This is a genomic window from Micromonospora sp. NPDC050397 (assembly GCF_044901685.1).
GTDB lineage: Bacteria > Actinomycetota > Actinomycetes > Mycobacteriales > Micromonosporaceae > Micromonospora_G.
The window spans coordinates 911884-930917 of sequence record NZ_JBJDPS010000002.1; the positions used below are offsets into that span (position 1 = coordinate 911884).

Genomic DNA, 19034 nt, shown 5'->3' on the forward strand with positions numbered 1-19034 from the left:
CGTGCTTCCGCTTCCGGTGTTCCTGCTTCCGGTGTTCCTGCTTCCGGTGTTTCTGCTTTCCGTGCTTCCGCTTCCGGTCTATCCAACGCGGGGCGGGGTGACGGGCACCGGATCTGGTGGCTGCCGGCCTCGGTCGGTGTGGCGGCGACCGTGGTCCTGCTGCTTGCCCTGCGCCTCGGTGGCGGGCTGGAGAGTACGGCGATCGTCGGCCTGCCCGACCCCGGTGCGCTGACCCGCTGGGCGCTGCCGGTGGTCCGGGTGCTGCTGGACGGTCTGGCCACCGTCACCGTCGGCCTGCTGGTCACCTCGGCCTTCCTGCTGCCCGGCGACGGGGGCAGCGTGTCACCTCGTGGTTACCTGCTGCTGCGTCGAGTGACCTGGTGCGCGTTCGGCTGGGCCTTGGCGTCGCTGGCGATGCTCGTACTGACCGTCTCCGACCTGCTCGGACAGCCGGTCGAGCGGCTGCCGCTCGCGACCGTGTGGAGCTTCACCACCTCGATCAGCCAGGGGAGGGCGCTGGCGTTGCAGGCCGGGTTGGCGCTACTGCTGGCTGTCCTGTCCCGGGCTGGTGTCTCCCGTACGCTGGCCGCGACCACGGCCGTACTCGGGTTGGTGGCGGTCCTGCCCCCGGCCTTCACCGGTCACGCGGCCGGCGCCGGCAACCACCAGTTGGCGACGACCAGCCTCGCCCTGCACGTGCTGGCCGCCACGGTCTGGGTCGGTGGCCTGGTCGGGCTGCTCCTGCTGCGGCGCAGCCGGCTGTTGGCCGACGCGGCGGCCCGCTACAGCCGGCTCGCCCTGGCCTGCTTTGTCCTGGTGGCGGCGAGCGGCCTGGCCAACGCCTGGGTACGGCTGGGCGAGTGGGACCAGCTCTGGCGGTCCGACTACGGTCTGCTGCTGCTCGGCAAGATCGCGGCACTGCTGCTCCTGGGCGGGCTCGGCGCCGTGCACCGCGCCCGTACGCTGCCCGCCCTGCGCGCCGGGTCGGCGTCACCGATCGGGCCGGCGTTACCGGCCGGGTCGGCGTCACCGGTCGGGTCGACTCGCGTCAGTTCGGGGAGCGCCGGGTCGCGCTGGGGCTTCGTTCGGCTGGCGGCCGGGGAGGTGGTTCTCTTCGCGGCCACGTTCGGCCTGGCCGTGGCGCTGTCCCGGAGCCCGACCCCGGTGCCGGTGGACCCGGTCGAAGCCGATCCGCTGGTCGACCTGCTCGGCTTCGGCATGCCGGCGGCACCGAGCGCGGCCCGGATGCTCGGCGACGTACTGCCGGACATGTTCTTCCTGACGGTGACCACCTTCGGGATCGCCGCCTACCTGACCGGGGTCTGGCGGCTCCGTCGTGCCGGGCACCGGTGGCCGTGGTCGCGGACGGCGAACTGGGTCGCCGGAATGCTGCTGCTGGCCGCGATCACCAACCTCGGCGTGGCCCGCTACGCGTACGTCCTGTTCAGCGCGCACATGGTGCAGCACATGGTGCTCTCCATGGCGGTGCCGATCCTGCTCGTCGGTGGGGCACCGGTGACACTCGCGCTGCGCGCTCTACGCCGTCCGGCCGATCCGAACGTACGCGGGGCCAGGGAGTGGTTGCTGCTCCTGGTGCACAGCCGGGTGCTGCGTACGTTCACCCACCCGCTGATCGCCCTCGGCCTCTACGTGGCCAGCCTCTACGGCCTCTACTTCAGCGGGCTGCTCGGCACGCTGATGCGCTACCACCTCGGCCACCTCGCCATGCTCGTCCACTTCGTGCTGGTCGGATACCTGCTCTTCTGGGTGCTGATCGGGATCGACCCGGGGCGACGGCGGCTACCCCGGCCGCTGCTGGTGGTCGTTCACTTCGCGGCGATGATTTTCCACGCCTTCCTCGGCGTGATCCTGATGCAGTCGACCACGGTCATCGCACCGGACTGGTACACCGCCGTACATCCGGACTGGGCCGGCACGCTCCTGGCCGACCAGCACCTCGGCGCCGGCATCGCCTGGGCGTTCGGCGAGGTGCCCGCCGCGATCGTGATGATCCTGCTGGTCCGGCAGTGGATCCGGGCGGACGAGCGCGAGCAGGCCCGGCTCGACCGGGCCGCCGACCGGGCCCAGGCCAGCGGCGAGGAGGACGAACTCGCCCGCTACAACGCCTTCCTGGCCGAGGCCGCCCGCCGCGACGGCCGTTAAGGAAGGGCCCCTTATTAACGCTATGCGTTAATAAGGGGCCCTTCCTTACACCTCAGGCGGCGCGGTGGTCGTTGTGGTGGGCGACGACCGGGTGGGTGTCGGCGCGGACCAGGCGCAGCGGGGGTAGCGGAGCCGCCTCGTCGGTGTCGAAGCTGGCCCGCCACCGGGACGGGCCGGGCTGGCGTTGGCTCGGTGGCTCGCCGGGGTCCAGTGCCGGCCGGGTCAGGGCGAGGATGATCAGGTATCCGGCCACGATGAATCCGTGGCTGAGGATCCGGCTGACGTCCACCCGACCGACGATCATGTCGTTCGCGGAGAGCAGGGTCAGCACCGCGACAAACGCGGTGAGCGTGGGCAGGATGCCCACCGGCCGGGTACGCCGCAGCGCGATCCAGGCGAAGCCGGCACCGATCGCCACGTTCCAGGCGGCGGACTCGTGCCAGAGATGGTTCGCCGGCACGGTGGTCCCGCTCAGGTCGTGCAGGTGCCGGGTGCCCGCGATGCCGGCGATCTGCGCCGCACCGAGCACGAACTGCACCCCACCGAGCACACCGAGCAGTACGCGCAGCGTGATGGCCAGGCGCAGGCGACCCGGACCGGGCGCCGCCGCGAGCAGCCGCTCGTCCAATTCGGGCACGGCGCTGACCAGGCTGGTACGAGCCAGTCTGGTGACCGTCGCGGCGCTGTCCACCCATTCCCGGCATTCCGTACATCCGGCGAGGTGATCCTCCACGACGTGTCGTTCGGCCGGATCGTCCTCTCCGTCCAGCCACGCCGAGAGTGCCTCCCGGTACTGTTCGCACCCCACGCTCATTTGTCGGTCCTCGGCTCCGTCGAGTTCCCAGGGAGACGCGGCTTTTCCGCGCGGACCACGTCGCCTCTCCACACGGATGACGCCGCTCCACGCGGGTGACGCCGCTTTCCACGGGGATGACGCCGCTCTCCGGACGGATGGCGCCGTTTTTCCACGTGGATGCCGCAACCCTAACCGGGCCGGGGCAGGTTAACCTTCCCGCATGGCTGCGACCGGGTCGGACGACGACGAGATCACCCGCTGGGCGCTGGCCGCGAAGGCCGGCGACCGGACCGCGGCCGGTGCCTTCATCCGGGCCACCCAGCACGACGTGCACCGGTTCGTCGCCCACCTCGCCGGTCAGCAGGAGGCGGAGGATCTCACCCAGGAGACCTACCTGCGGGCGATGCGGGCTCTGCCCCGGTTCGCCGCCCGGTCGTCGGCGCGTACCTGGCTGCTGGCGATCGCCCGCCGGGTGGCCGCCGACCACATCCGTACCCTGGTCCGCCGGCCCCGTACCGCCGATCTCTCCGAATGGCCGGGTGCCGCCGACGCGGCCAGGCTGGGACAGGGGACGGGGTTCGAGGAGGGCGTGCTGCTCGACCAGATCCTGCGTACGCTGCCGCGCGACCGGCGTGAGGCGTTCGTGGCGACCCAGGTGGCCGGGCTGAGTTACGCCGAGGCGGCGCTGGTCTGCGACTGCCCGGTCGGCACCATCCGCTCCCGGGTGGCCAGGGCGCGGGCGGATCTGGTGGCCGCGATGGGTGTGCAGGGCGGCCGGACCACCGCCTCGGGCTGATCGCCCCGGCCCGCCCCCGCCGGTCGGGTCGCCCGTCGGCCGCGCCGTCGTCGGCCGCCCGTCGGCCGCGCCGTCGTCGGCCGCCCGTCGGCCGCGCCTTCGTCGGCCCCCCGTGCGCAGTTCCCATCGAAGATCAACGAAATGCGTCGGCAACAACATTTCGCTTCGGCGGTAACAGTCGCCGCAGAGACTCGGCGTCCCACGGATTCTCGAACAGGGGGACGCATGAGCCACCAGACGCAACCCGTGAGCCAACCGATACCACCCGCGCTGGACCGGCGCGGCTTCCTGCGCGCGGTCGGTGCGAGCGGCGGCGCGGGGGCGATGCTCGCCACCATGGGGGCCCTCGGGCTCGCGCCGAGCGAGGCGTCGGCGGCGCCCGCGTACCGCGCGCCCGCGCGATCCGACTTCACCCTGACCGGCCGGTCGAGCAAGCGCGTCGTCATCCTCGGCGGCGGCATCGCCGGGCTGGCCACCGCGTACGAGCTGGGCAAGGCGGGGTACGACTGCACCGTCCTGGAGGCGCGTGGCATCGCGGGCGGGCGGAACCTGACCATCCGGGGCGGCAGCGTCGAGACCGACCTGGACGGGCACACCCAGAAGGCGAGGTTCTCTCCGGGCACGTACTTCAACGCCGGTCCGGGCCGGCTGGCACAGTGGATGGTCACCCTCGACTACTGCCGCGAGCTCGGGGTGCCGATCGAGGTCTTCACCAACGCCAACGCCGACGCCCGGATCTACAACGAGGCGACCGGCATGACCTCGGCCCAGCGCTACCGCACCGCCCGGGCCGACGTGTACGGCTACGTCTCCGAACTGCTCGCCAAGGCGACCGACCAGGGGGCGCTGGACGCCCGGTTGACCGCCGAGGACAAGCAACGGCTGCTGTCGTTCCTACAGAGTTTCGGTGCCATCGGTGGACGTACCAGTGGTTGGGCGTACACCGGGACCAGCCGGCGGGGTTACGCGGCCTATCCGGGCGCGGGCAACGACGCGGGCACCCTGCTCGGTTCGCCACCGGCGCTCGCCGACGTCTTCGCCAGCAACGTCGGGCGCTACTTCTCCTTCGAACTCGGCTACGACCAGGCGATGCTGATGTTCCAGCCGGTCGACGGGATGGACGCGATCCCGCGCGCCCTGACCAGGGCCGTTGGCAACCACCGGGTCCGGCTCGGCGCCGAGGTCACCGGTGTGACCAACCGGGGCGACGAGGTGGAGGTGACCTACCGCCAGGGACGGCACGAGAGGTCGATCCGGGCCGACTTCTGTGTGGCGACGCTGCCGCCGCACCTGATGGCCCGGGTGCCGCACAACCTCGGCACCAACGTGACCGCCGCGCTGAGCGGCTTCCCGGTGACCGCCTCCGGCAAGATCGGACTGGAGTACCGCAGCCGCTGGTGGGAGACGGACGAGCGGATCTACGGGGGGATCACCGAGACCGATCTCGACCTGTCGCACATCTGGTACCCGTCGTACGGCTTCCACGGCAAGCGGGGCCTGATCGTCGGCTACTACAACACCGGCGCGAACGCCCGTACGTACAGCGCACTCACCCCGGCGGAGCGTGAGGCGCGGGCGGTCGCCCAGGGCGTCAAGATCCACGGCGGGAAGTACCGGAGCGAACTGGCCAGCTCGTTCTCGCACGCCTGGGACCGGACCCGCTACCTGGAGGGCGCCTGGACCTCACCGCCGCACGGCACCGCCGGTTACAACCTGCTGCTGGAGCCGGCCGGTCGGGTCTACTTCGCCGGTGACTGGCTCAGCCACGAGACCGCCTGGCAGCACGGCGCGTTTGTCTCCGCCCGGTCGGTGGTGACCGCGCTGCACCAGCGCGTGATGTCGCACTGAGGGGTCACCGGGTGGGGCCGGCTTGACGGTGTCGCGCCGGGCGGCGACATCGTCAGGGGCCGGGTGGGTTCGGACCGACCGGTGAGGTCGGGCGGGGCGCGGGGGTGGCCGCAGCCCCGCCCGGCGGTCGGGGCTCGTACTCCCGGGCGCGGGCCGGTCGGGCGGCCGGGCTCAGGAGAGCCGCTGCCGGGCCCGGTCCAGGTGGGTCTCCATCGCGGCGTACGCGGCATCCGGGTCACCGGCGACGACGGCGACCGCGATCTCCCGGTGCTCGGCGACCGTGGCACTGCCCAGCGGGGTGCTGTAGCGGCGCCGGAAGAGGTGCAGGTGACAGTGCATCCGGGCGAACGCGTCCAGCAGGTGCTGGTTGCCGGCGAGGTCGGCGACCAGCCGGTGGAACCGGTCGTCGTGCCCGGCGAGATCCTGGTAGTCGGCGTAGCTGTCCCCGTAGGGCAGCACGCCGACCGATTCGATCTCGGCCCGGAGCCGGGCGATACCGGACTCGTTGCGCTGTCGCGCGGCCCGGGCGGCGGCCCAGGGCTCGATCAGTCCCCGGAACTCGAACAGGTCGTCCACCTCGTCGAGGGTCAGGATCGGGGTGACCGAGTAACCGCGCAGTGGTTCCTTGCGCGCCAGCCCCTCGGACTCCAGCCGTACCAGGGCCTCCCGGATCGGGGTCGACGAGACCCGCAGGTCGCGGGCCAACTGGTCGATGCTCAACCGGCCCTGCGGCGGGATCAGGTGGTCCATGATGAGTCGCTTGACCGCCTGGTAGACATCCTCGGTCAGGGTCTGCCGGGCGGGCAGGGGGACCAACGCAGCCGGTCCGGTCGGCTTCCCGGTGGCGTCCACCCGAGCACTGGCCATCGATGTCTCCCGCCCAGGCGACGACACTCGTGAATGAAGAGAGTAGCCCAGCGTAAACCACGCATCGCATTCGGTCGATCTCGTACGGGTTTGTGTTCGCGCTCGGGGGGCGGGGGACCGGAGGTCAGTCGAAGGCGGGGAGGTGGCGGGCGCGGGCCCGGTCCAGGTGGTCGCGCATGGCGGCTTCGGCGTCGTCGGGGGCACCGGCCACGATCGCGTCGGCGATCCGTTGGTGCTCGGCGCTGGTGGTGCCGGTCTCGGCGTACGGGAAGTAGCGGCGGTGCAGGTGCAGGTGGGCGTGGAGTCGGGCGATGCCGTCGGAGAGCAGTGGGTTGCCGGCGGCACTCGCGATCAGGTCGTGGAAGCGGGCGTCGAGCGTGGTGAACGCCGCGTGCCAGCGCCAGCCCTCCGGGTCGCCCTCGTCGGTGTCGACGGTGGTCGCGGCCTCCGTGCTGATCTGTGCCCGCAGGTCGTCGTCGGCGCGTTCGGCGGCCCACCGGGCGGCTGCGGTCTCCAGTAGCGAGCGCATCTCGAACATGTGGGTGAACTCGGCCCGGGTGAGCAGTGGGCTCACCGTGTAGCCGACCAGTGGACGCTTGCGTACCAGTCCGTCGGCCTCGAGTCGGGCCAGCGCCTCGCGGATCGGGGTCGGGCTCACCCCCAGGTCGCGGGCGACCGCGTCGATGTTGATCCGGTCGCCCGGGGTGAGCGTGTGCTCCAGTACGAGCACCTTGAGCGTCTCGTACACGTCTTCGCCGAGGGTGGACCGGCGTAGTGGACGGACCGGTTGCTGGTTGGCCATCCGTCTCCTTCTGCGCTGCCACTCCCGGTCGCCGGGCACGCCCCGAACACGCTCCGGTAACGGTGCCATGTTTCTTCGAGGTTAAGCCTTGACGCGACCAAAGTGATCGACTAAACATCCATGATACATCCTATAGGATCGACGATATGCGGGAAAGGTGCGGTCATGAATCGGAGCCCGTTTATTCGGCTCGGCGCTGCGGCTGCCATCCTGGTGCTGGGCACCCTGGCCACCGCCGGATGCACCAAGAAGAGTGACAACGAGGCGGCCGGCGCGACTACGCGGGCGGCCGACCAAGTGAAGATCGCCCTCGTGCCGGGTGGCGCGCACCCGTACTTCCAGCCCTGGAAGGACGCGGGCTCGAAGGCGAAGACCGAGCTCGGCCTGGCCGACGTCACGTTCAACGAGACGTCCGGCTGGGACCAGACCAAGCAGAACGACGTGCTCAAGGCGCTGGCGGCGCAGGGCTACAACGCGTTCGGCATCTTCGGCGTCTCGCCGGAGAACATCAACTCGACCTTCGACGACCTGAAGGGACAGGGCTTCCCGGTCGCGTCGCTCGCGTCCTGCCCGGCCGGTGACGTCAACAAGGCCGACTTCTGCCTCTCCACCGACGTCGAACTGGCCGCGTACAAGGCCGGTCAGGCGGCGGTCGAGGCGATGGGCGGGCAGGGCAACCTGGTCCACCTGACCGGCAACAAGGTCGACTCGAACACCCAGCGCCGGATCGCCGGTGTGCAGAAGGCGGTGGACGAGACCGGTGGCAAGGTCAAGCTGTTGCAGACCGTGACCGACGTGGACAAGGACCTGCAGAGCGCGCAGAAGGCCGTCGCCGACCTGCTCGCCGCGAAGGGCACCCAGATCCAGGGCATCGTGAACACCGCCTACAACCCGGCGGTCGCCGCCGCCGAGGGGGTCAAGCAGGCCAAGCTCCCGATCAAGGTGATCGCGATCGACGACGACCAGACCATCCTGGCCGGCATCCGGGACGGCTCGGTCGCCGGCACCGTGTTGCAGAACCCGGTCGGGCAGGTCTCCGTCGGTTCGTACGCGCTGACCAAGCTCGCCGGCGGCTGCACGGTCAGCAAGCCCGGTGTGGTCGTGGACTCCGGCTCGTTCGTGGTCACCAAGGCCAACGTGGACAACTACGACACCGACCGGCAGGCCAAGACGGACGAGCTGAAGAAGGCGTTCGACAGCGAGTACCTGACCTGCCAGTAGTGGTTTCGGGCCGGCCGGCGGGACCTCCGGCCGGCCCGATCGTCTTCGCGCCACCCCGGACCGCACCACCCCGGACCGTGCCAGCCGGACCGCGCCACCCCTCCGAGGAGCATCCTTGCCCGCGATCACCCACGCCGAGGCGTACCTCGTCGACCTGGAGGTCGAGACCGTACGCACCGACGCCGTCCAGTCGTTCCTGAAACAGGAGACCGTCTTCGTCGAGATCCGGACCGACGACGGCGGGACCGGCACCGGTTACGCGTACACGATCGGGACCGGTGGGACCGCGGTGCTCGCGCTGCTGCGCGACTACCTGGTGCCCCGACTGGTCGGCGCGGATCCCCGGCGGGTGGAGGCGGTCTGGCGGGACCTCTTCGCCGCCACCCGGGCGACCACCGTCGGTGCCATCACCTCGCTCGCCCTCGCCGCCGTGGACACCGCGCTCTGGGACTGGCGCTGCCGCGCCGCCGGCCAACCGCTCTGGGTGCTCGCCGGTGGCGCCAAGGAACGCATCCCGCTCTACGACACCGAGGGTGGCTGGCTGCACCTGAGCACCGACGAGCTGATCGCCGGGGCGCGGGCCAGCCAGGCCGCCGGCTGGCCCGGGGCGAAGCTGAAGATCGGCCGCTCCCCGGTGCAGGACGCCGAACGGCTGGCCGCGGTCCGGGCCGAGGTCGGACCCGGATTCGACCTGATGCTCGACGCGAACCAGTCGCTCACCGCCGCCGAGGCGATCCGGCGGGCCCGGCTGCTGGAGCCGTCCGACCCGTACTGGTTCGAGGAACCGCTCCCCGCCGACGACGTCTCCGGTCACCGGGCGTTGGCCTCGGCCACGTCGATCCCGGTCGCGGTCGGCGAGTCGATGTACTCGATCGGGCAGTTCCGCGACTACCTGCACCGGGGCGCCGCCGGCATCGTCCAGGTCGACGTGGCCCGGATCGGCGGCATCACGCCCTGGCTGAAGGTCGCGCACCTGGCCGAGTCGTACAACGTCACGGTCTGCCCGCACTTCCTGATGGAACTGCACGTGAGCCTCTGCTGCGCGGTGCCGAACAGCGGCTACCTCGAACACATCCCGCAACTGCGCGCCATCACCAGCCGCGAGATCGAGGTGGTCGACGGGCACGCGCTGCCACCGACCGCCGCCGGTCTCGGCATCGACTGGGACCGCGACGAGATCGACAACCGGAGAGTCCAGTGAGTGATCAGAGCACCACGGTCACACCGGAGGCGCCGCCGGCGGCCGAGCCTCCGGCCCCCCGCAAGCCGCCGGGGATCCCGCTCTGGGCCAACCCGCGCCTCGGGCTCGTCGTCCTGCTGATCGGACTGGTCGTGCTCTTCAGCACGCTCCGGCCGGCGTTCCTCAACACCGCCCTGACCCTGGTGCCGCTCCAGGCCGACATCAGCGTGTACGCGGTGGTCGGCCTGGCCCAGCTCATGGTGCTCTCGCTCGGGCACATGAACATGGCGGTCGGCCGGATGGCGGCGATGAGCGCGTTCGCGATGGGGCTGGCGTACGACCGGCTCGACGTACCACTGCCGGTCGGGCTGCTGATCGGGCTCGCCGTCGGGACCGCGCTCGGCGCCCTGGCCGGGCTGATCATCTCGCGGACCGGGGTGAACTCGTTCGTGGTCACCCTCGCCCTGGACTTCGCGATGATCGGGCTGATCACGATCCTCTACACCCGGTTCACCGACGGCGTCGCCTTCGGTGGCCAGCCGGAGGCGATGACCGCGCTGCGCAACGACACCTTCGCCGACTACTGCATGGGCGAGGTGTGCGGGCCGAACGTGCCGTTGGTCGTACCGTTCGCCCTGGTCGCGGCGCTCGCGGTCGGGCTGCTGTTCCGCTACGCCCGGCTCGGCCGGGAGATCCTGATGACCGGCGACAACGCCCGCGCCGCCGAGCTGTCCGGCATCCCGACCGGCACCCGGGTGATCCAGGCGCACGCGCTCTCCGGCCTGCTCGCCGGCCTGGCCGGCTTCCTGCTCGCCGCGAACAACGGCGCCTTCTCGGCGAACATCGGCGAGGGCTTCCTGCTGCCGTCGTTCCTCGGCCCGGTGCTCGGCGGCACGCTGCTCGCCGGGGGCGCGGTGAGCATCCTGGGTACGGTCCTCGGCGCCACCCTGACCCAGGTCATCTACAAGGGACTGAACCTGCTCCAGTTCCAACTCGACCAGCTCAAGCTCTACATCGGGCTGGTGCTGCTGGTCGCGCTCTCGCTGGACCGGGTACGCCACGTGCTCGCCGAACGTAGGGGGGTGCGGGCATGACCGAGCGCAGCGAGGTCATCGGCCGGCTCGGCAGTTCAGGTCATGGTGCCGACGAGCGCAGCGAGGAGACACCATGACCGTCGACGCCAAGATCACGGCTGCGGAGCTGACCGCGCGGATCGAGCCGGCCGGGCGGCTGCGGGCGCTGACCCGGCGACCCGAGTTCACCCTCGCCCTGGTGGCGCTGGTCGGGTTCGTCGCGCTGGCCGTCGCCACCGGCGGCAACCTGCTCTCCGCCGGCACGCTCGGCGCGTTCTTCCGGTTCCTCGCCGTACCGATCGTCATCGGCCTGGCCCAGATGGTGGTCCTCGCGATCGGTCAGATGAACCTCTCGGTCGGCGCCCTCACCGGCTTCTGTGCCATGGTCGCCGCCTGGGTGATGATCGAGGCCGGGCTGCCCGCGCCGGTGGCGGTGCTGGTCGCGCTCCTGGTCGGCCTGGTCGCCGGCATGGTCAACGGCGCCCTGGTGGTCTTCACCCGGATCAACGGCTTCATCGTCACGCTCGCCACCATGACCATCATCGAAGGGCTCCGGTACGGGGTGAACGGCCCCGACACCTTCCAGGGCTACTCCCCGGGGCTGCGCGAGTTCGGCCGCGCCTCGCTGTTCGGGCTGCCGGTGGTCTTCCTGGTCGCGCTCGGGGTGGCCGCGCTGGTCGCGTTCTTCTTCGCCCGTACGGTCACCGGCCGGCAGTTGCTGGCCAGCGGCGGCAGCCCGTTCGCCGCCCGGCTCTCCGGCATCTCCAACGACCGGTCGATCGTCATCGCGCACGCCCTCTCCGGGCTGCTCGCCGGGGTGGCCGCGGTGATCACCGTCGCCTCCTCCGGCTCGGTCAACTCCAGCATCGGCGACGACCTGCTGCTGCCCAGCTTCGCCGCGCCGATCATCGGCGGGGTGGCGCTGACCGGCGGGGCGGTCAGCGTCGCCGGCACCTGCCTGGCCGCGTTCATCGTCCGCCTGGTCGACGTGCTCCAGGCCCAGTTCGACATCAACCGGCGCTGGATCGACCTGATCGTCGGCGCGGTCGTCCTCGGTGCGGTGCTGCTCGGCACCGTCCGGCAGAAGCTGTTGCGGAGGTCGTCGTGATGCTCACGGCCGAGGGGCTGGTCAAGACGTTCCCCGGGGTACGCGCACTCGACGGCGCCACCCTGCGACTCGCGGCGGGCAGCGTACACGCGCTGCTCGGCGAGAACGGTGCCGGCAAGAGCACCATGGTCAAGCTGCTCACCGGGGTCTACCGGCCGGACGGCGGGAAGATCGTGCTCGACGGCAGGGAACTGCACCTGACCGGGCCGCTGGACGCGCAGCGGGCCGGCATCGGGGTGGTGCACCAGGAGCGGAACCTGATCCCCGCGTTCTCCGTCGCGGAGAACATCGTGCTGCACCACCTGCCACGCCGGCTCGGCGTGGTGGACCGCAACCGGATGCGGGCCGAGGCCCGGCGCTGCCTGGACCTGCTCGACCTCGACCTGGACCCGGACACCCCGGTCGCCGACCTCTCGGTGGCGCACGGCCAGCTCGTCGAGATCGCCAAGGCGCTCAGCCTGGACAGCAAGGTGCTGCTGCTGGACGAGCCGACCGCCTCGCTCACCGGCGACGAGGCCGACCGGCTCTACGCCATCGTCCGCAAGCTCCGCGCCAGCGGACAGGCCGTGGTGCTGGTCAGCCACAAGCTCGAAGAGGTGTTCGCGGTCGCCGACGCGGTGACCGTGCTGCGCGACGGGCGCAGCGTGGCCGAGGCCGAACCGCTGGCGTCGTACACCCAGGGCCAGGTGGTGGACCTGATGGTGGGCCGGGCGTACGCGTCGGTGTCGCTCGCCGCCCGCGAGATCGACCAGCGGACCCCGCCCGCGCTGCGACTCGACCGGGTCAGCACCGCGGGCGGACACCGGGACATCTCGCTCGCCGTCCGCCCCGGCGAGATCCTCGGGCTGTACGGGCTGGTCGGTGCCGGCCGCAGCGAGCTGGCCAAGGCCCTGCTCGGCCTGGACCGGATCACCGGTGGCACGGTCGAGGTGCACGGCAAGCCGGTACGCATCCGTACCGTCGGCGAGGCGCTGCGCCGCCACCGGATCGGGTACGTCACCGAGAACCGCAAGGAGGAGGGCGTCTTCCTCGACCAGCCGATCACCCGCAACATCGGGGTGACCATCTGGCGGCGGATCGCCAGGCGCGGACTGGTCACCGAGCGGGCCGAGCGGACCGTGGTGGCCGAGTACACCGAACGGCTCGGCATCCGGGCCGCCTCACCGCGCCAGCTCGCCGGCCAGCTCTCCGGCGGCAACCAGCAGAAGGTCAGTCTCGCCAAGTGGCTCGCCGCGCGGTGCGAGATCCTGATCGTGGACGAGCCGACCGTCGGCATCGACGTCCGCACCAAGGCCGCGTTCCACGAGCTCATCGCCGAACTGGCCGGTGCCGGCATGGCGCTGCTGCTGATCTCCTCGGATCTTCCGGAGATCGTGACCCTGGCGGACCGGGTAGCGGTGATGAACGATTTCACCGTTCGTGGTGAACTCGCGAACGACCACGACTACGGCCGGATGAGTCAGGCGATCATCCGGCTGATCCACGCTGGACCGGACCGTGAGCAGACGGGCACCGGCCCGGACCGGCCCGACGCAGCAGGGGAGCCATCCGCGTGAACCCGAACGAACGGACCCGACTCGGTACGACCGAGGTCGAGGTCACCCGACTCGGCCTCGGTCTCGCCCCGCTCGGCGGCCTCTACCGGGCGGTCGGCGCCGAACAGGCGTCGGCCACCCTGGAACGGGCCTGGGAGCTGGGCTTCCGCTACTTCGACACGGCCCCGCTCTACGGCGCCGGGCTCTCCGAGCGGCGGGCCGGGTCGGTGCTGGCGGAGAAGCCCCGAGCCGAGTTCACCCTCTCCACCAAGGTCGGCCGGCTGCTCGTACCGGGGCAGGAGACGTCCCGGGGCGGCCGGCACCGCAGCGAGCCCGACCCGGCCACCGGGGACCACAACGACGAGATCTGGGCCGAGCCGGTCGGGCTCACCCCGACCTGGGACTTCAGCGCCGACGGCACCGAGCGCTCGTACGCCGAGAGCCTGGACCGGCTCGGCCTGGACCGGGCCGACGTGCTGCACGTCCACGACCCGGACGACCACTACGCCGACGCGCTCGCCGGTGCCCTGCCGGCGCTGGTGGCGATGCGCGCCGAGGGACGGATCGGCGCGGTCTCGGTCGGCATGAACCAGGCCGAGATGCTCGCCGACTTCGTCCGCACCGGGGACCTCGACGCGGTCCTGCTCGCCGGCCGGTACACCCTGCTGGACCAGTCCGGCCTGGCCGACCTGCTACCGCTCTGCGCCGACCGGGGCGTCTCGGTGATCGCCGGTGGGGTCTACAACTCCGGCCTGCTGGCCGACCCGAAACCGGGCGCCACCTACGACTACCTGCCCGCGCCGACCGAACTGCTGGACCGGGCCCTGGCCATCCAGGACGTCTGCGCCAAGCACGGGGTGCCGCTGCGGGCCGCCGCGGTCCAGTTCCCGCTCGGCCACCCGGCGGTCGCCAGCGTCGTGCTCGGCGCCCGTTCACCGGACGAGGTGACCGACGCCGCCGAGATGTTCGCCCACCCGATCCCGGGTCAGCTCTGGCGGGACCTGAAGGACTCCGGGCTGCTGCCGGAGGAGGTGCCGACCCCGTGATCGTCGACTCCCACCAACACCTCTGGACCGCCGACTACGGCTGGCTCGCCGACCCCGCGCTGGCCCGGATCCGCCGTGACTACGGCGTCGAGGACCTGCGGCGCAACCTGCGTGCCGCGCGGGTGGACCGGACCGTGCTGGTCGAGGCGGGTCGGGGCGAGGCGGCCGAGACAACCGAGTTCCTGGCCACCGCCGCCGACACCGAGGAGATCGCCGGGGTGGTCGGCTGGGCGTCGCTCACCGACCCGGCGCTCGCCGAGACGCTGGCCGGACACCGGGCGGGCCCCGGCGGCCACCTGCTCGTCGGCATTCGCGACCAGGTGCAGGGGCACCCCGACGACGACTACCTGGACCGGCCGGAGTTACGCGCCGGTCTGCGTACGATCGCCGACGCCGGCCTGGTCAACGAGCTGGTGGTGCGGGTCGGGCAGTTGCCGGCGGTGGCCCGCGCCGCGGCCGACCTGCCCGACGCCCGCTTTGTCCTCGACCACCTCGGCAAGCCCCGGATCACGGCCGGTGCCGCCGGACTGGACCAGTGGCGTTCCCTGGTCGCCCCGGTGGCCGCCCGGCCCAACGTGGTGGCGAAGCTCTCCGGGCTGGTCACCGAGGCCGACCCGACCGGCTGGACGGTGGACGACCTGCGCCCGTTCGTGGCCGGGGCGGTCGAGCTGTTCGGCCCGGACCGGCTGATGTTCGGCTCGGACTGGCCGGTCTGCGAGCTGGCCGCCACCTACACCCAGGTACGCGACGCGCTGGAGCAGATCCTCGGCGGCACTCCGGACGCCATCTTCGCCACCACGGCGATCAGCACCTACAAGTTGGAGATCGAATGAAGTACATGCGGGTGGGTCCGTTCGGCGCGGAGCGCCCGGTGGCCCACACGGACGGTCGCTACTACGACCTGTCCGGCATCACGGGGGACATCGACGGCGCGTTCCTGGCCGGCGGCGGGGTGACCGACGTGGCCGGGCTGCCGGAGATCGACATCACCGGGCTGCGGATCGGCGCGCCGATCGCCCGGCCGGGCGTGGTGCTCTGCGTGGGGCTGAACTACGCCGCGCACGCCGCCGAGTCCGGCGCGGCGAACCCGGAGTTCCCGGTTGTCTTCTACAAGGCGCCGAACACCGTGGTCGGCCCGTACGACGACGTGCTGGTGCCGCGCGGCTCGACCAAGACCGACTGGGAGGTGGAGCTGGCCGTGGTGATCGGCAAGGCCGCGCGCTACCTCTCCTCGCCGGAGGAGGCGCTGGCGCACATCGCCGGGTACACCCTGGCCAACGACGTCTCGGAGCGCGACTACCAGTTCGCCGTCTCGGGCGGACAGTGGTCCAAGGGGAAGTCCTGCGAGACGTTCAACCCGCTCGGGCCGTACCTGGTGACCCCGGACGAGCTGGGCGACCCGGGGCGGCTCGGTCTGCGCTCCTGGGTCAACGGCGAGGTACGCCAGGACTCCAGCACCGCCGACATGATCTTCGACGTGGCGTACCTGGTCTGGCACCTGTCCCAGTACTCCGTGCTCGAGCCGGGCGACCTGATCACCACCGGCACCCCGGAGGGGGTGGCGCTCTCCGGCCGGTTCCCGTACCTGGCCGCCGGGGATGTGGTCGAGGTCGAGGTCGACGGGCTCGGCCGACAGCGCTCGGCCGTGAAGGACGCCGCGTGATCGTCACCGGGGTCGAGACGTACGACATCCGCTTTCCGACCTCCCGTGAACTCGACGGCTCGGACGCGATGAACCCCGACCCGGACTACTCCGCCGCGTACGTCGTGCTGCACACCGACAGCGGCGTCGACGGACACGGCTTCACCTTCACCATCGGCCGGGGCAACGAGGTGTGCCGGGCGGCGATCGACGCGCTGGTCCCGTTCATCGTCGGCCAGCCGGTGGACGACCTCGGCGAGTTCGCCCGACGGCTCACCCACGACTCGCAACTGCGTTGGCTCGGCCCGGAGAAGGGCGTGATCCACCTGGCCACCGCGGCGGTGGTCAACGCCGCCTGGGACCTCGCCGGCCGGGTCGCCGGCAAGCCGGTCTGGCGGCTGCTCGCCGAGATGACCCCGGAGCAGATCGTCGACCTGGTCGACTGGCGTTACCTGACCGACGCGCTCACCCGGGACGAGGCGCTGGAGATCCTCCGGGCCGCCCTGCCCGGCCGGGCCGAGCGGATCGCCGAGCTGGAACGGCGGGGCTACCCGGCGTACACCACCTCGCCCGGTTGGCTCGGCTACGACGACGCGAAGCTCACCCGGCTGGCCAAGGAGGCGGTCGCCGACGGCTACCGGCAGATCAAGCTGAAGGTCGGCGGCGACCGCGCCGACGACCTGCGCCGGATGGCCCTGGCCCGGCAGGTGGTCGGTCCGGAGATCCGGATCGCGGTCGACGCGAACCAGCGGTGGGACGTGGCCGAGGCGATCGACTGGATGACCGCGCTGGCGCCGTACGACCCGTGGTGGATCGAGGAGCCGACCAGCCCGGACGACGTACTCGGGCACGCCGCCATCCGGCACGGGCTCAAGGAGGTGACCCCGTCCGGCGGGCCGATCCGGGTGGCGACCGGTGAGCACGTACAGAACCGGATCGTGTTCAAGCAGTTGCTCCAGGCCGACGCGGTCGACTTCGTACAGATCGACTCGTGCCGGGTGGCCGGTGTGAACGAGAACATCGCGATCCTGCTGCTGGCCGCGAAGTTCGGCCGCCCGGTCTGCCCGCACGCCGGCGGCGTGGGGCTCTGCGAGCTGGTCCAGCACCTGTCCATGTTCGACTTCGTCGCCGTCTCCGGCTCGCTCACCGACCGGGTGATCGAGTACGTCGACCACCTGCACGAGCACTTCGAGGACCCGGTGGTGATCGTCGACGGGGCGTACCGGGCGCCGACCGCGCCGGGCTTCTCGGCCCGGATGCGGCCGGAGTCGCTGGCCGAGTACCGCTACCCGGACGGGCCCGCGTGGTCCTGATCCACGTCGAGCTGGACACCGGGGAGAGCTTCCCGCTCCCGCACCCCGGTGACTTCGGCGGGCCGGGCGACGTGCTGGCCGAGTTCCTGCGTACGGTCACCGGCCCGACCGAACCGGCGCACGCGCCGCTGGCCCTGGTCGCCGGAACGGTCGCCGGGGTGGCCGGGCCGGGACTGGCCCGGTGCGCCGCGATCGGGCTCTCCCCGCTCTCCGGCGGGATCGCCGAGACCCGCGCCGAGGGCCCGTACGCGGCCGGGCTCCGGGCCGCCGGGGTGACCGGGGTGATGCTGTACGGCCGCGCCGCCGAACCGGTCTGCGTGGTGGTCGAGGCGGGCCGGGCCCGGCTCGAACCGGCCGCCGACCTGTGGGGCCTGGAGACCGGCCCGGCGACCGACGCCCTGCTCGCCCGGTACGGCGACGACGCGGCGGTGGCGGTGGTCGGACCGGCCGGCGAAAACGGCGTACGGTACGCCTCGATCGTCACCTGTCGGGACCATCCGCTGCCCCGGCTGGGGCTCGGGGCGGTGTGCGGTGCGAAGAACGTGAAGGCGGTGGTCTGCCGCCCCGGCCCGGACCCGGTGCCGGTCGCCGACCCGGCGACGCTCGACCGGCTCACCCGCTGGTACGCGGACGCGCTGCCGGGCAACCCGCTCACGGCGTGGCAGCACGGCGTACCCGGGTTCGGGGTCTGGGACGCCGAACCCGGCTACGCGCCGGTGGCGAACTTCGCCGACACTTTCAACCGGGGCGGGGTCGGCGGCGCCCCCGTGCCGGACCGGGTCGCCCCCTGTCCGGGCTGCCCGACCAACTGCGTCAAGGTGTACGCCGGAGCCGGGCTGCACCAGGAGGCGCTGGCCATGCTCGGGCCGAACCTCGGGGTGGCCGACCCGTGGCCGCTGCACAGCCGCTGCCTGCAACTCGGGCTGGACCCGGTCTCCCTCGGCGGCACCCTCGCCGCGGCCGGGGTGCCGGCGGCCGACGTGCCGGCGGCGGTCGAGCGGATCGCCGCCGGAGGCGACCCGCTCGGCGAGGGGTCGGCGCGGGCCGCCCCGGACACGGCGATGACCAGCAAGGGTGTGGAGCTGCCGCCGTTCGACCCGAGGGTGCAGCCGAACCTCGGCCTCGGCTATGCGGTCGCCCCGATCGGGCCTCGGTACGACATTGTCGAGCACGACCTCGACTTCGACCCGGACGAGGGGCTGCCGCACAGCTATCCGGAGCTGCGCCGGCTCGGTGCGACCGTGCCGCGCCCCCGGGGCGAGCTGGACGTGACCCGTACGGCGCAACTGCTGCGGTTGTGGAGCGGGCTGGACGCGTTGGGCGTCTGCGCCTTCGCCGCCACGCCCACCCGGCCGCTCACCCTCGACCTGGTCGAGGAGTTGGTGCGGGCGGTCAGCGGGCACCGGCCGGACGTGCTGGTGCTCGGTGCCGAGCGGCTGCGGCGGCAACGTGAGATCAACCGGCGGCTCGGCATCGGGCTGGACGCGGACACCCTGCCCGATCGGTTCTTCACCGAGCCGGTCGGTGCCGGCCGCTATGCCGGTGCGGTGCTCGACCGGAACGACTTCACCCGTGCGGTCACCCAACTGCACCGGGAACTGGGATTCACCGAGCCATTCATCGGGCCCTGACGGGCCGGGTCGA

Annotated in this window: 16 protein-coding genes; 13 read left to right on the top strand and 3 right to left on the bottom strand. The window is 71.9% G+C overall.

Annotated features, from left to right (window positions below; translation table 11 throughout):
* Positions 1–150 precede the first annotated feature (150 nt).
* Positions 151–2163, top strand: a complete 2013-nt coding sequence (locus ACI2K4_RS10295) for a cytochrome c oxidase assembly protein (RefSeq protein ID WP_404510139.1) — start codon at positions 151–153, stop codon at positions 2161–2163.
* Between the two features lie 52 nt (positions 2164–2215).
* Here ACI2K4_RS10295 and ACI2K4_RS10300 read toward each other — a convergent pair whose 3' ends face one another.
* Positions 2216–2977, bottom strand: coding sequence for a zf-HC2 domain-containing protein (locus ACI2K4_RS10300; protein WP_404510140.1), 762 nt, complete (start codon positions 2975–2977; stop codon positions 2216–2218).
* Between the two features lie 202 nt (positions 2978–3179).
* Between ACI2K4_RS10300 and ACI2K4_RS10305 the strand changes: the two genes are divergently transcribed.
* Together ACI2K4_RS10305 and ACI2K4_RS10310 are read left to right on the top strand one after the other, a co-directional pair.
* Positions 3180–3755, top strand: coding sequence for a sigma-70 family RNA polymerase sigma factor (locus tag ACI2K4_RS10305; RefSeq protein ID WP_404510141.1), 576 nt, complete (start codon positions 3180–3182; stop codon positions 3753–3755).
* Positions 3756–4001: 246 nt separating this feature from the next.
* The gene (locus tag ACI2K4_RS10310) at positions 4002–5603 is read left to right on the top strand and encodes a flavin monoamine oxidase family protein (RefSeq protein WP_404510142.1); all 1602 of its coding nucleotides are present in this window, start codon (positions 4002–4004) and stop codon (positions 5601–5603) included.
* 171 nt (positions 5604–5774) lie between these two features.
* On the opposite strand, the gene ACI2K4_RS10315 is transcribed toward ACI2K4_RS10310, so the two are convergent.
* Together ACI2K4_RS10315 and ACI2K4_RS10320 are read right to left on the bottom strand one after the other, a co-directional pair.
* Complete coding sequence (locus ACI2K4_RS10315) at positions 5775–6470, bottom strand: GntR family transcriptional regulator (protein ID WP_404510143.1); 696 nt, start codon at positions 6468–6470, stop codon at positions 5775–5777.
* Positions 6471–6594: 124 nt separating this feature from the next.
* A complete protein-coding gene (locus ACI2K4_RS10320; protein WP_404510144.1) occupies positions 6595–7272 on the bottom strand; it encodes a GntR family transcriptional regulator in 678 nt (225 codons plus the stop codon).
* A gap of 165 nt (positions 7273–7437) precedes the next feature.
* Between ACI2K4_RS10320 and ACI2K4_RS10325 the strand changes: the two genes are divergently transcribed.
* The 10 genes from ACI2K4_RS10325 to ACI2K4_RS10370 all read left to right on the top strand — a co-directional run bounded on the left by ACI2K4_RS10325 (position 7438) and on the right by ACI2K4_RS10370 (position 19021).
* Positions 7438–8493: a sugar ABC transporter substrate-binding protein gene (locus ACI2K4_RS10325; RefSeq protein ID WP_404510145.1), complete on the top strand. Its 1056-nt coding sequence runs from the start codon at positions 7438–7440 to the stop codon at positions 8491–8493.
* A 115-nt stretch (positions 8494–8608) separates the two neighbouring features.
* A complete protein-coding gene (locus ACI2K4_RS10330; protein WP_404510146.1) occupies positions 8609–9694 on the top strand; it encodes a mandelate racemase/muconate lactonizing enzyme family protein in 1086 nt (361 codons plus the stop codon).
* The gene (locus ACI2K4_RS10335) at positions 9691–10767 is read left to right on the top strand and encodes an ABC transporter permease (RefSeq protein WP_404510147.1); all 1077 of its coding nucleotides are present in this window, start codon (positions 9691–9693) and stop codon (positions 10765–10767) included. The genes ACI2K4_RS10330 and ACI2K4_RS10335 overlap by 4 nt, the downstream gene beginning before the upstream one ends.
* Positions 10768–10840: 73 nt before the next feature.
* Entirely contained in the window at positions 10841–11854 is a 1014-nt protein-coding gene (locus ACI2K4_RS10340; RefSeq protein WP_404510148.1) for an ABC transporter permease, read from the top strand.
* A complete protein-coding gene (locus ACI2K4_RS10345; RefSeq protein ID WP_404510319.1) occupies positions 11854–13410 on the top strand; it encodes a sugar ABC transporter ATP-binding protein in 1557 nt (518 codons plus the stop codon). The genes ACI2K4_RS10340 and ACI2K4_RS10345 overlap by 1 nt, the downstream gene beginning before the upstream one ends.
* Positions 13407–14435 (top strand): aldo/keto reductase, encoded by a 1029-nt coding sequence (locus ACI2K4_RS10350; RefSeq protein ID WP_404510149.1) that lies wholly within the window; start codon positions 13407–13409, stop codon positions 14433–14435. The genes ACI2K4_RS10345 and ACI2K4_RS10350 overlap by 4 nt, the downstream gene beginning before the upstream one ends.
* A complete protein-coding gene (locus tag ACI2K4_RS10355; RefSeq protein WP_404510150.1) occupies positions 14432–15268 on the top strand; it encodes an amidohydrolase family protein in 837 nt (278 codons plus the stop codon). The genes ACI2K4_RS10350 and ACI2K4_RS10355 overlap by 4 nt, the downstream gene beginning before the upstream one ends.
* Positions 15265–16098 carry a fumarylacetoacetate hydrolase family protein gene (locus ACI2K4_RS10360; RefSeq protein WP_404510151.1) on the top strand — a complete coding sequence of 278 codons (834 nt, stop codon included), beginning with the start codon at positions 15265–15267 and terminating at the stop codon, positions 16096–16098. Before ACI2K4_RS10355 ends, ACI2K4_RS10360 begins: the two co-directional genes overlap by 4 nt.
* Complete coding sequence (locus ACI2K4_RS10365; RefSeq protein WP_404510152.1) at positions 16095–17390, top strand: L-fuconate dehydratase; 1296 nt, start codon at positions 16095–16097, stop codon at positions 17388–17390. The genes ACI2K4_RS10360 and ACI2K4_RS10365 overlap by 4 nt, the downstream gene beginning before the upstream one ends.
* Positions 17381–19021: an aldehyde ferredoxin oxidoreductase N-terminal domain-containing protein gene (locus ACI2K4_RS10370; protein ID WP_404510153.1), complete on the top strand. Its 1641-nt coding sequence runs from the start codon at positions 17381–17383 to the stop codon at positions 19019–19021. The genes ACI2K4_RS10365 and ACI2K4_RS10370 overlap by 10 nt, the downstream gene beginning before the upstream one ends.
* Positions 19022–19034: the final 13 nt, after the last annotated feature.